Annotated in this window: 12 protein-coding genes; 6 read left to right on the top strand and 6 right to left on the bottom strand. The window is 34.5% G+C overall.

Annotated features, from left to right (window positions below):
• Nucleotides 1-28 precede the first annotated feature (28 nt).
• The gene (gene paaX / locus ACIQ4I_RS18025; RefSeq protein WP_403098505.1) at nucleotides 29-922 is read left to right on the top strand and encodes a phenylacetic acid degradation operon negative regulatory protein PaaX; all 894 of its coding nucleotides are present in this window, start codon (nucleotides 29-31) and stop codon (nucleotides 920-922) included.
• Between the two features lie 66 nt (nucleotides 923-988).
• Here paaX and ACIQ4I_RS18020 read toward each other — a convergent pair whose 3' ends face one another.
• A complete protein-coding gene (locus tag ACIQ4I_RS18020; RefSeq protein WP_403098503.1) occupies nucleotides 989-1,387 on the bottom strand; it encodes a PaaI family thioesterase in 399 nt (132 codons plus the stop codon).
• Nucleotides 1,388-1,551: 164 nt separating this feature from the next.
• Here ACIQ4I_RS18020 and ACIQ4I_RS18015 point away from each other — a divergent pair, with 164 nt between their 5' ends.
• The 4 genes from ACIQ4I_RS18015 (at nucleotide 1,552) to ACIQ4I_RS18000 (ending at nucleotide 4,346) form a co-directional block, all read left to right on the top strand.
• Nucleotides 1,552-1,989, top strand: coding sequence for an SRPBCC family protein (locus ACIQ4I_RS18015; protein WP_403098501.1), 438 nt, complete (start codon nucleotides 1,552-1,554; stop codon nucleotides 1,987-1,989).
• Nucleotides 1,990-2,185: 196 nt separating this feature from the next.
• Nucleotides 2,186-2,374 (top strand): cysteine-rich CWC family protein, encoded by a 189-nt coding sequence (locus ACIQ4I_RS18010; RefSeq protein WP_403098499.1) that lies wholly within the window; start codon nucleotides 2,186-2,188, stop codon nucleotides 2,372-2,374.
• A 126-nt stretch (nucleotides 2,375-2,500) separates the two neighbouring features.
• The gene (locus ACIQ4I_RS18005; RefSeq protein WP_403098498.1) at nucleotides 2,501-3,349 is read left to right on the top strand and encodes an AraC family transcriptional regulator; all 849 of its coding nucleotides are present in this window, start codon (nucleotides 2,501-2,503) and stop codon (nucleotides 3,347-3,349) included.
• A 391-nt stretch (nucleotides 3,350-3,740) separates the two neighbouring features.
• On the top strand, nucleotides 3,741-4,346 hold the full coding sequence (locus ACIQ4I_RS18000) for a DedA family protein (RefSeq protein ID WP_403098496.1): 606 nt from the start codon (nucleotides 3,741-3,743) through the stop codon (nucleotides 4,344-4,346).
• Nucleotides 4,347-4,459: 113 nt separating this feature from the next.
• On the opposite strand, the gene ACIQ4I_RS17995 is transcribed toward ACIQ4I_RS18000, so the two are convergent.
• The 3 genes from ACIQ4I_RS17995 to ACIQ4I_RS17985 all read right to left on the bottom strand — a co-directional run bounded on the left by ACIQ4I_RS17995 (nucleotide 4,460) and on the right by ACIQ4I_RS17985 (nucleotide 10,514).
• Entirely contained in the window at nucleotides 4,460-4,801 is a 342-nt protein-coding gene (locus ACIQ4I_RS17995; protein ID WP_403098694.1) for a permease family protein, read from the bottom strand.
• 111 nt (nucleotides 4,802-4,912) lie between these two features.
• A complete protein-coding gene (locus ACIQ4I_RS17990; RefSeq protein ID WP_403098495.1) occupies nucleotides 4,913-6,586 on the bottom strand; it encodes a ribonuclease J in 1,674 nt (557 codons plus the stop codon).
• Between the two features lie 484 nt (nucleotides 6,587-7,070).
• The gene (locus ACIQ4I_RS17985; RefSeq protein ID WP_403098494.1) at nucleotides 7,071-10,514 is read right to left on the bottom strand and encodes a S8 family peptidase; all 3,444 of its coding nucleotides are present in this window, start codon (nucleotides 10,512-10,514) and stop codon (nucleotides 7,071-7,073) included.
• Nucleotides 10,515-10,793: 279 nt separating this feature from the next.
• Between ACIQ4I_RS17985 and ACIQ4I_RS17980 the strand changes: the two genes are divergently transcribed.
• Nucleotides 10,794-11,231 carry a universal stress protein gene (locus tag ACIQ4I_RS17980; protein ID WP_403098492.1) on the top strand — a complete coding sequence of 146 codons (438 nt, stop codon included), beginning with the start codon at nucleotides 10,794-10,796 and terminating at the stop codon, nucleotides 11,229-11,231.
• A 328-nt stretch (nucleotides 11,232-11,559) separates the two neighbouring features.
• On the opposite strand, the gene ACIQ4I_RS17975 is transcribed toward ACIQ4I_RS17980, so the two are convergent.
• Together ACIQ4I_RS17975 and ACIQ4I_RS17970 are read right to left on the bottom strand one after the other, a co-directional pair.
• Nucleotides 11,560-12,306 (bottom strand): amino acid ABC transporter ATP-binding protein, encoded by a 747-nt coding sequence (locus tag ACIQ4I_RS17975; protein WP_403098490.1) that lies wholly within the window; start codon nucleotides 12,304-12,306, stop codon nucleotides 11,560-11,562.
• 15 nt (nucleotides 12,307-12,321) lie between these two features.
• The gene (locus ACIQ4I_RS17970; protein WP_403098488.1) at nucleotides 12,322-12,981 is read right to left on the bottom strand and encodes an amino acid ABC transporter permease; all 660 of its coding nucleotides are present in this window, start codon (nucleotides 12,979-12,981) and stop codon (nucleotides 12,322-12,324) included.
• Between the last annotated feature and the right edge of the window lie 95 nt (nucleotides 12,982-13,076).

Below are 13,076 nucleotides of genomic sequence, written 5' to 3'. Positions count from 1 at the left end.
GCAGTTAAGGTTGAAGGAGTGATCGTTTATGACTGCTAATACACAATCAATGATATTTACTTTATATGGGGATTATATTTGCCATTATGGCTCAAAAATATGGATTGGTAGCCTGATACAATTATTAAAAGAATTTGGTCATAATGAACAGAGTGTGAGAGTAGCTGTTTCTCGAATGGTGAAGCAAGGCTGGTTGCAGTCAGAAAAGGAGGGGAACAAAAGCTATTATTACTTAACAAACCAAGGAGAACAAAGAATTAACGAAGCAGGGAATCGGATTTTCAAACTAAAGCCATGTAAATGGGATGGAAAGTGGAGAATTTTCCTATATACGATTCCTGAAGAAGAAAGACATATTCGAGATGAGCTACGTAGAGAATTGCAGTGGAGTGGTTTTGGTTCATTTACAAACGGTTGCTGGATTTCACCAAACAAGATGGAGGACGAAGTAAAAACCCTGATCCAAAAATATAATATTGAAAATCACGTAGAGTTATTTCTGGCAGACCATGTTGGACCAACAGATAATCAAGAATTGATTGCAAAAAGCTGGGACTTGGATAGCATAGAACAACGCTATGAGGAATTTATAGATTTATATAGTAAGCAATATGTAATTCATCAGAGTGTTATTTCACACAGGAGGATGTCTGATGCAGAATGCTTCGTTGAAAGAACGAAACTTGTTCATGAGTATCGAAAATTTTTATTTATCGATCCAGGGCTTCCAAATGAATTATTACCTCAAATGTGGAGTGGGAACCATGCCGCACTGTTATTTAGCCAATACTATAAAATACTTGCGGGACCTGCTAGTAGATTTTTTGAAAGTATATTTGAAAAAGACAATGATATGCATAAAAAAGACAAAGCTTATGATGCAGGATACCATCCGTATGCTATAGCTAATGATGAAGAATAATAGATTTTTCACAATATAGAAGTGATCGTTTTTCGTGATACGATCACTCCTGTAGGGCATATGGATTTAATCATGAATCATAATCGAAGAAGTAACATCTGCAATAACCTTATTATTTTGAGAAAGAGTAGCATCTGCATATGCTACTTTACGCCCGAATTTTTTTATTTTTGCTGTCACAGTAATTTCCCCTACAAAAGCAGGACGATGGAATGTTGAATTAATTGAAATAGACGAGAACGATTGTGTATCTTTTAATAAGGATAAGATGGCATATGCCATTGCAATATCTGCTGCAGAGGTTATAAAGCCACCCATAATAACTTGGTTTCCATTAAGTAATTGTTCATCAGCTTTCCATATACATAATGATTTACCGTCTTTTGCCTCTTTAAGTTCTAATCCTAATGTTAAATCACAGTTAGGTTGTCTCTCTTGCCCCGCTATAATTTTTTGCAACTGCATAATTTAATCGCCTCCAATTTAACTAATTTATATCTATTTTATCATGTTTTTCCAATTTATCGAGCGATCCTATGAAAAGAGAGAATTATTATATTATCCATTTGCCTATAAAATCATTTCTAATGTAAAATTATTTACATTATTGAAAGTGGGGAGTTTAGAGAATGAATAACCTTACGAAAATGAAAATATTAAAACCAGCTAATGAAGTTTTTGAAGCATTTGTAAACCCATCAAAAATAGGGGGATTTTGGTTCTCATCGAGCTCTGAAAGATGGGAACAAGGTAAGAAAATTACGGTAAGATATGATGAATATAATGCTCGACTTGATATTAATATCTTGCAAATTGAAGTAAATAAAAAGATTATTTTCCAATGGGGAGCTAATGGGGAAGAACGTACTGTTACAATTACTTTTTATGAGCCAGACCATATGAATACCCTTATAGAAGTAAAAGAAGAAGGCTTTAAAATAAATGAAAATGATTTTGTAATCGAGATCTTAGATAATAAGGAAGGTTGGGTTTTTATGCTAACTTGTTTAAAGGCTTATTTAGAGTTTGGTATTACCCAATTAAGAAGTGCATTAGTGAAAGACTAACTTTTCGATAGACCTGTTTCTTTCAGAAATAGGCTTTTTTATTTTTGCAATTTTTATAAATAATTTATATGTTATTTAGGTTTTGTACTGTTCTTACCATTATGTTTAATAAATATGAAAATAAAGGAAATAATAAATTTTGATAGAATTTAAGTATAGTTTGAAGAATTAATACATATTGAGAGGCGGAAGAAGTTTGCAACTAGACGAAAAACATTGCCTGCTTTGTGGAGGAGAAAACCTTTGTCTCGCTGGTACTGAACAACAAAATAGCTGTTGGTGTATGAAAGTAAAAGTCTCTAAAGAAATTCTTGAATTCGTTCCCAAAGAGATCAAAGGAAAGTATTGTATTTGCCAAAATTGTATAGAAGATTATAAAGAGTAATTTAGAAGGGGATTTTATGTGGTCGCACTTCATTAAACAGAGCCACAATTACTGTCCAAACTTAGCAAAAAATGACCAGCATATTTAAAAAAGATTTATTATGATTTTAGTAAGGAGTGAATCGTTATGTGGCTACAATCCATTCAGCAAGCAATTGACTATATCGAGGGGAATTTGATGCAAGATCTTCAGGTAGAGCAATTGACGAAGATTACAAATTTATCTTCTTATCATTTTCAACGTGCATTTTCATTTTTAACAGGGATGACTTTGGGAGAATATATTAGAGGCAGAAGGTTAACTTTGGCTGCACAAGAAATTGCTAGCAGTGATTGTAAAATAATTGATATAGCTTTCAAGTATGGCTACGAGACACCTGAAGCATTTGCTAAAGCTTTTCGAAAGCAACATGGTATGAAGCCTACAGATGCTCGAGATAAGTCGAGAACAATTCATTCCTATAATAAGCTTGTGATACAAGTACAGTTGAAAGGGGCAGAACCGATGAATTATAAGATTATCGAAAAGGACAGTTTTCAGGTGGTAGGCGTAAAACGTACTTTTTCATGTGTAAATGGGGAGCAGTCTCCAAAGATAGCTCAATTTTGGCAAGATGTAAACCAAGATGGTACGAGCGGTCAATTAGCAGTGTTAATTGATGGAACAGTCCAAGGATTAATAGGTATTTGCGAAGTAACCTCAAAAGATATTATGGATTATTGGATTGCCGCTAGTCACGACGGGGAATATACTGGGGATTTTGAAACCTATACAGTGCCAGCTTCTAAATGGGCAATTTTCGAAGTACATGGAGCAATGCCAGATGCAATGCCGATTATGTGGCAGAAGATATTTCAAGAATGGCTTCCTTCTCATCCGTATGAATTAGCTGAAACACCCGAGTTAGAAGTATATGGAGAAGGAAATCCATCAAATGATAATTATTACTCGGAAATTTGGGTTCCTATTAGGTAAGAATCAAACCATAAATAATCAAATTCATTCATTATAAAAATAAGCATAAGGGAGCTTCCTAATAGTATAAAACTTTTAAAGATGTACTAAAATTAATGGTAAGAATAAAATATTTGAATCAAAAAGAATTCGCGACACTCCTGCGGGAAAGCTAGCGGATTCTTTTTGTCACCATGAGAATTTATAATTTTATTCTATCCTATCCATATATTAAAACATGGACTTTTTAGACAACCTCCTTCATTTTACAAAAATGGATACACATTAATCAATCGAAATAATTACATTTACTTTACATTATGTATTCGACAATCTAAATTATATAAAGAGTGCTGAAAATTCAATCGTTTGATTGGAAAGTAAGAATATTGTTTCGTAGGTGGGATGTTAAGTGGAGCAGCATTTAGATTATCTAATAGAACATTACGGGTACTTTGGCATCATCATCGTGCTTATTGGGGGAATTATTGGTCTTCCTATACCTGATGAAGTTCTTTTAACATATGTGGGATATAATGTGTTCCAAGGCAAACTATCGTACATAATATCATTGACTAGTGCCTTTATAGGGGCAGCTGGAGGAATTTCGCTTAGTTATTTTGTTGGCTATAAATTTGGATTACCTTTATTGAAAAAATTTGGCCCTAAATTCCACATCACAGAAGATAAAATTGATAAAACGGGCGCTTTATTCAATAAAATCGGACCGGTTTTATTATTGATTGGCTATTTTATCCCTGGTGTACGTCATCTTACTGCCTATATAGCTGCTATAGATAAATACCCATTTAAAAAATTCGTAGGTTATGCCTATACAGGTGCACTTTTATGGAGCATTACATTTATCACGTTAGGTAAAATTCTTGGTGAAGAATGGCATAAAATTGGATTTTATCTGTCAAAATATCATGTATACCCACTTTTAGTAATAGTTCTGATTGTAACGATAATCGTTTATTTATTTTTGAAAAAGAAATCTAACGTAGAGATAGAATAATGAATAACTGTGCTTGCGAGCAACTTAGCTTAAATGACTATAAACAATAAAAGGTTGATTCAAATTAATTTTTGAATCAACCTTTTTTATTTAGTGAAGAGGCTTATTTTTCATTAATTGTGGAATGTAGATTCTTTCACCTTTGGCACTTTAGCATTCTGTTCTTCCGGAATCACTAGATTTAGTATTACTGCAGCAATAGCTCCAACAGCTGTGCCAGAAGATAAAATATAGTTCACAAATGGTGGAACGCTGTTAAGAATTTCAGCAGGAAGGACGATCGTTCCAACTGTTAAAAGGATAGGTAGCCCAATGATCATCATATTGCGGTCATTGATTACCACATTTTGTATTACTTTTAATCCGTTCATGACAATAGCAACACAAACTATAGCGAAAATCCCGTTGATTACTGTTACAGGAACACATGTAATGATTGCTGATAATTTAGGAATTAAGCCTAAAATTACAAGGATAATCCCGGCACTGAAGATGTCTCTTTTACTTGCACTTTTGTGATGGCGATGATCCCTGCATTAAAAACCACTGATTGAAGCTTCACTTTATCAAATTTCAATGATAATTGGTAAGATCATTGGTTTTCTTCTCGTTTGAGTGAACAAATATTGACCAACTGCTTTTTTTACTTTTCTTTTTACTACATTCCATTGTTTTGCTTCCTCTGTCTGTATATCCTCAACCGTCGCTACCACTAAACGATTAACATTTCTTAAGAGATTTTCGAAGTCCTTTGCGTAGACAAACCCACGTGAAATCGTATCAGGGTCAGAAATAATAGAGCCATCCGTTTTACTAATGGTTAAAACAATAACGAGCATCCCATCTTCGGAAAGCTGTTTACGGTCACGTAAAACGATTTCTCCAACTTCACCAATATCAACACTATCCACATACGTATCACCAGCAGGGATTTTACGAGTTTGGCGAGCCTCACCATTTTCAATATCAACAACATCACCATTTTTGATAATAAATGTGTTTTCTCTTTTTACCCCTACAGATTCAGCTAATTCACGATGAATATATAGCATTCTGTATTCGCCATGAATAGGGATAAAATATTTTGGCTTCATCAATGACAGCATAAGTTTTAAATCCTCTTGATAGCCATGACCAGAAACATGCATTCCTGTTATGCTTGAGGAACCATAAATAACTTTGGCACCAAGCTGAAATAGGTTATTCACGATACGTGATACATCTTTTTCATTGCCAGGAATAGGGGAGGCAGATAGTATCACTGTGTCATCAGGTAAAATTTGTACGTCTCGATTGTCTGAATTTGACATACGAGAGAGTGCGGCTAGTGGTTCACCTTGGCTTCCTGTACATAGGACCACGACATCTTCTGGTGGAAGCTGCATGACTTTTCGTGCATCGATAAGCATTCCAGGAGGAACATTTAAATAGCCACGTTCAATTGCTACTGATACAACATTTACCATACTACGTCCAAGTAAAGCTAGCTTACGATTTGTCATTTTTGTTGCATCAACTATTTGTTGAACACGATTGACGTTAGAAGCAAATGTAGAAATAATAATTTTTCTTTTAGCACCCAAAAAAGCCTCATCTATATGTTTTCCAACTAATCTCTCTGATGGTGTTGATCCAGGACGTTCAGCATTTGTACTTTCAGATATAAGGGCCACGACTCCTTTTGTGCCTATTTCCGCCATTTTATGGATGTCGGAACATTGATCATTCACAGGAGTTAAATCGAATTTGAAGTCACCCGTATGAACGACAACTCCTTCAGGTGTATGAAAGACAATACCAAGGCAATCAGGAATACTATGACTTGTTTTGAAAAAGGTTACGGTAATATTACCAAAATCTAAATCTGAATTAGAGTCAATTTGCATCAACTCCGTTTCCCTAATGATTTTATGTTCTTTTAGTTTTATTTCAATTAATCCAAGAGTAAATCGAGTTGCATAAATAGGCACATTTAATTTTTTTAAGAAGTAGGGGATTCCGCCAATATGATCCTCATGTCCATGTGTAACAATTAAAGCACGAACCTTATCCTTATTTTCTAGCAAATAAGTAATATCGGGAATAATTAAATCAATTCCTAATAAACTTTCATCAGGAAATTTCCCACCACAGTCAACAATGACAATATCGTCTGCATATTGAATTGCATACATATTTTTGCCAATTTCGTTTATACCACCTAAGGCGTATATGGATAACAAATTCTCATTTTTAGTCAAAAGTATTTCCTCCTACTCTTCAATTCCGATTTCCAGCAGAAAAATTGTATTTTTCCTTAGTATAGCTAGTAGTTCTTCTTCCTATACTTGACGAATTGTAAATGGACTTTTAAGGAGATTGTTTTGTTGTCTAGAAAAAACAACTAGTTATTTAAAAGCCTAAGCTGTAAGAAGGACTGTCTTTAAGACGATTCTAAGTAAAATTAAATTATGGATGTATGATGATGAAAGCTGTCCTATGAAAAGGATATTTGAATAAATTGATGAGTTGGCATTTGTTAACGGAATTTTGCGTTCGGAAGTAATTTGCAATTTGGTAAAGTGTTTCTTCTGATTTAACTGTATGAATCAATGTTATTATCTCCAAAGCTTCTTAATATTTTATTCTTAAGGGGAGAATGGGTAGGGCTAGTAAATCTATTAAAATAAAAAAGATGACCTTATAAAGCCACTCTTTAGCGTCTTTTAAGGTCATCTATTTTTATTACTTAATTTTTAATGATAGTTTGTACGGATCGATTGAAGCGCGTCCTTTGGAATCACGAACTTTTACATAGTATGTTCCTTTTTTCATCTTCAAGGATACGATTTCTTTGTCGCCTTGTTCATAAATATCAGATTTTGCTACTTTTTTGCCGTTGCGATAGACTTCGATTACACCATCTATTTCTTTACCAGCATCAAGAGTAAATGTTACTTGATTTGCTTTCTTAGAATCATAAACGTACCAATCAGAATCGCCGTTTTCATATCCTGAGTTGAAGAAACCAGTTGCAGAATAGGATTTACTGCTGTTTTTCTTTAACTTAAGAGGCTTAGATGGTTTGTTTTTCGTTACCTTCGATTTTGCATCTTCATCTAGTTTATTTACAGCATTAATTTTTAGCTGATATGGCCATAAAGTAATACCAGCCATTGAATCGACATAACTATGTGTAATTACGAAATAAGATTTGCCTTTTTTCGCTTCAAAGGAGCCAGTGTTTGTTCCATCTTCTGTTATGTTCAAGATGTATGATGAGCGATCAATATCTTGTTCATCTAGCTTATGGTTTTTATTGACATCTTCTGAAATTTGTATCATTCCTAAAAATGGAGCTAATAATTCTTTCGGATATTTCGCTTTAAGTGAAGATGTTAGCTCAGTTCTAGAGAATTTGACACCATATATAGAATCTTTAGGCGCAGTAAAATAATAAGAGTCAATATCATTTGCTGTAGCAAAGTTTGCTGTTAAACCTGTTGTAGGGAAAGTTTTTGCTTGTTCTGGTTTGTCATTTTCTTCATATTTGTCTCCTGGATTATTGACAAGTAATTTCGATGTTATTTGGTATCCATCGTATGGAATTTGGAATACATTATAATTTGGACTTACTGATAGATAATATTTTTTATTTGCTTTTAAACTTGCAACAAAATGATCTGTTATCGGATCGTCCCATGAATTCCAGTCTTCGTTTGTTGCAACAGTTGAAAGGTTTTGATATGTTTTTCCATCTTCACCTTCTTCAGTAACAACCTCATATAAACTAACATTTGGAATATTCTTTGATGGAGTAGGTAAGTTAAATTGATAAATTCCATCACTAGTTGGTGTTAGTTTAAACCAATCTTGGTCTGAAGTATTTTGAAGATATCCCATTGCAGATCCACCTAATTGATATGAACGAGCACCGGACTCCAATAATTCAATTTGCTTTGAAGAATCACTTGGTCCCATTCCAAAGAAAGTGGACATAAAATTACCACCAAAGATGGTTATTCCTTCTTCACTATATAGTGTTGATTCGTCAAGGCTGTCTTCATCTTCGGGAATTGCCTTTCCTTCCAAGTTTACGCTATAAGGAATAGCTGACGTTGCAGGTTCTTTAACTCCGCTGCTACCAAAATTACCAAATAGCAATTGGAGGATATTAAAATCTGAAAATGAAGAGGTATTTGTTACTTTTAGGTAATACTCTTTATTAGGTTCAGTTTGGAACATCAGTGTTTCTCCGGCGCTCGTACCACCTGTATTACTTGAGAATTGGGGATACACTTCATCAGTATTTTCACCTAAAGGAATTTCTTTTCCATTTTCATCTGTTGGGAATAGCTGTTCCTTTTCATAAACAGAAAGACTTAAATCCACGCCTGGGATTCCAGTTACACTAAATTTCATTAATTGTGCTTCTTTTGAAGTAAAGTGGAAGTAATCTTCGTCACTTTTCTCACCTGTCATAAAGAGGCTGTCTTTTTTATATGGCCAGTTTTCAATATTAATAGGCGATTCTAGTGTAGATTCATCTTCAGGAAGTTGATCTAATTTCTCAACTTTTAATGTAGCATGTGATTGTTTAGCATTTGAATCATCATAGCTTCCATTCACATCCTTAATACCAATAGCAACTGTTCCACTAAAAGGAGCTTGGATTAGCTTACCTTCTGTTTTACCTTCTGTTACATCATTGACTTCGATTTTTTGTTGCTCATTGTCACCATAGAATTGAATCATCATTTTGTAGTCATATTGAGATGCACCAGATAGAGAAGTTTGAATATATTGGCCTTTTTCTACAGAAAGTTGAACCCATTTTTGTTCAGATGGTTTTGTAAAGTTATGTTTGATTTCTGCCGGTGCTACAACTTTCTCTGCATTATTTAAGATTTCCTTTTCTCCCCATTTCGCTGTCACTAGGGAAGGAATTTTCTTAACGTCAAATTTCAATGCTGCAACAGGGTTAATCAGTCCACTACCATATCTATTATCAAACCCTTTTTCACCTAAATCCGTTGCCGTTTTTTCTAGAATATATTCTACTTCTGCAGGCTTAAGATTTGGATGCTTGGATAATAGTAGTGCTACTGTTCCCGCAACAACTGGAGAAGCCATGGATGTCCCACTTAATTTTGTAAAGGTTGATCCTTTTTGAAGATCGTAGAAGGAAGAATAGACATCTTCACCAGGTGCTACTACGTCAGTTGAAGGACCATATGATGAATAGTCACTTAGTTTTTTCTCTTTATTAATAGAGCCAACGCTAATGACACCTTCATATTTAGCTGGATAGACAGCCATATCAGACGCTTCATTCCCAGCAGCGGCAACGACTATAACACCTTTACTAATGGCTTTATCTATAGCCTCTTGTAGAACTTCAGAAGGAACGGAACCACCCAAACTCATATTAATAACATCTGCACCTTCATCCACTGCCTCAAGAATCGCATTTGCAATTGTATAATCGAAAGTCCAAAATCCACCATCAAATACGTCTAAAGAAAGAATTTTAGCAGCTGGATCTAAGCCATAACCACCGATACCATTATCCTTTTTCCCAGCGATAATTCCTGCAACGTGGGTTCCATGCGTGTCAGGTGTAGTTGTATTCATCGGATTAATGATGTTTGTACTTTTAACGACAGATCCTTTTAGTTCAGGGTGATTACGGTCAATTCCTGTATCAATTACAGCTACTTTAACTTGATTTTTCCCTGCAAGTTTTTGCGCATCTGCCGTTTTTAATAGGCTATGCATATATTGCTCACTTACTTTAGGATCCACTGTACCTGAAAGTTTGTATTTTGGGCTTAGACTTACAGAAACAACTTTTTTATTCTTTGCATAGTTTTGGAGTGTTTGCTGCAGATTTTTCTTATTTGTTACCTTTACAGCTAGATAATTTAGATCTTTAATATCTTTTAAGACTGTACCTCCAGCTTTTCGATGATCGCTTGCAGTAAGTGGACTTGAATATTTAATAATAATCGTATCATCACTATAATTTGCTGTTTTCTTACCTGTTTCAGTCTGATCAGTTTTACCAAGTTTTTGTAGCATTGTTGTTGCAGAGCCTGTTTTTGCGTTTGCAGTGAAGCTAGTGATAGGTGTAAGCGCTAAGGCACAACTTAAACCGGCTGCTGCAAATTTTTTTGTAAACGAATTCACAAGATTCCCCCTTAATGAAACTACTATACTGTGATAAATATAGTGTTCCTATAATGTTAATATATACCATTATAGTTTATTTATTCTTTTAAATATATAGATAATTAGAAATTTTTTAATAAAGATATAAAAATTGTAAATAAAATGTAATATTTATCATTCGAAAAAGTAAATTTGAAGAAAATATATGCGAATTAGAAATAAATGTTCATAATATAGTTCGTTTGATGCCATCACTTTAAATGCTATAATTGACTTATTAAAGGGAGGTATAAAGTTATGTCACTAACTTATAAAAACATTATTGTTGGTATTGATGGTTCAAAAGAAGCTGAAGCTGCATTTAAAAAAGCTGTAGAAATTGCAAAAAGAAACGATGCTACATTACATTTGGTAAATGTTATTGATTCTCGTATCTATTCTGCGCTTGAAGCTTATAATTTCTCAGAAGAAGAAAAGCGTGCAGAAGAGTTTGCTACAAGTTTGTTAGAAGACTACAAAGAAGCTGAAACTGCTGGTATTGAAAATGTCAATATAATCGTCCAATATGGTTCTCCTAAATCAGTCATTACACAAGATATTGCTAAAAAAGTGGAAGCTGACTTAATCGTTTGTGGTGCGACGGGCCTTAATGCTGTTGAACTCTTTTTAGTAGGTAGTGTAACAACAGGTATCATTCGCTCAGCCGATTGCGATGTACTAGTCGTCCGCCCATAATAAAGATCAATTTGTATGAAGTCGTAGCAGAGTATATGTTTTATGAAAGTATAGAGCTTATTTGAGTAGAGACATTTTGCAACAAGGTTATAATATGTCTGTTTTAAAAATGTAGAACCATAAATTTTGCAGAAGAGAAATTGAAATGGATAAACTAAAAAGTGTGAGTTACGTAAGCTCTAATGAAACTTCTTTTCAGTTTTCGACTAAGGGACTGAAGTGACCTCGAACGCTGGTAAGTGAATCTAGATAATTATAAAAAGGCTGACCAAAGAATTTTATATCTTTGGTCAGCCTTTTTTCTTGAAGTCTTACTATAATTAGATCACTATTTCAAGCTACGGTTAAGGAAGGCTTTTGTTCGATCGAATTGAGGGTTGTCAAACAATTCTTGTGGAGTGCCAGATTCAAGGATTTCACCATTGTCCATGAAGACAACACGGTTGGCAACTTCTCTTGCGAATCCCATTTCATGTGTTACGACGATCATCGTCATATGTTCTTCTGCTAGATCCTTCATAACTTGAAGTACTTCACCAGTCAACTCTGGGTCAAGTGCAGAAGTTGGTTCATCAAATAGCATGATTTCGGGATCCATCATCAATGCTCGAGCAATCGCTACACGTTGTTTTTGACCACCCGAAAGTTTTGCAGGGTATGCAGAAGCTTTGTCAGCAAGTCCAACTTTCTCTAAAAGCTCCATGCTACGATTACTAATATTTTGGGAGGATTCTTTCTTTACTAGACGAGGTGCCATTTCAAGATTCTCTTTGACCGTAAGATGTGGGAAAAGATTAAAATGTTGAAATACCATGCCCATTCTAGAAGTGACGCGTTTAATCTCTTGTGGTTTTGCATAAACCCCATCTTTTACAAGATAATCATCGGCTACTGCAATACTTCCACCATTTATTTCTTCGAGATGAACAAGACTTCTAAGCATTGTACTTTTACCAGATCCAGAGGGTCCAATGACCGCTACTACATCATTTTTATTTACATCAAATGTAATTTGTTTTAATACATCAAGATTGCCAAATGATTTTTTTAACTTAGATACTTCAATGATAGCCATAATGACCACTCCTCTCTATTCAAATGTAAACCGACGTTCAATCCATTTAAAGATTAATGTAAGTATTAGGGTCATGATAAGATACATAAATCCTGCAACAAAGAATGGAACGATCGTAAAATCACGGTTTACTGCAGCTTCTGCATAGTGTAATAATTCAGGAACAGCTACTGCATAGAGTAATGCTGTATCCTTCACAAGTGTAACCGATTCGTTTGCTAACGATGGAATAGCAATACGGAACATCTGTGGCAGAATAACACGTGTTGTTGTTTGGAATTTATTTAATCCAAGGACTTGTGCGGCTTCATATTGACCTTTATCAATTGCTAACAAACCACCACGGAAGATTTCTGCAAAATAAGCAGCATAGTTAAGAACAAATCCGATGCATGCTGCAGTAAAGCGATCTAATACTAAATATTGACCAATACCAGGAATCATTGGTAGACCGAAGCAAATAATTAATAATTGAAGTAATAGTGGCGTTCCACGCATTACATAAATATATGCTTGAGCTAACCATGAGAGTGGTTTAAAGCCACTTTTCACTGCCAATGTTAATAAGAAACCAAGTGGTATCGATAAGACAATGGCGATTAGAAATAATAGAATGGTCATTTGCGATCCTTGAAGCATGGGTTTAAGGATCGTAATGAGATAATCGAAGTTCATACAAGTGTTCCTCCTAAATGAAACTTGCGGATTGACGAATCCAAAAATGATTTATCGGAAACAGGAAAATAGTAACATTCCTATATGAAAAACAA

This window comes from Rummeliibacillus sp. NPDC094406, from assembly GCF_044763875.1.
In the GTDB taxonomy this organism is placed as follows: domain Bacteria; phylum Bacillota; class Bacilli; order Bacillales_A; family Planococcaceae; genus Rummeliibacillus.
Note: the sequence above shows the minus strand (reverse complement) of the source record. Positions and strands in the feature narration are given on the sequence as shown.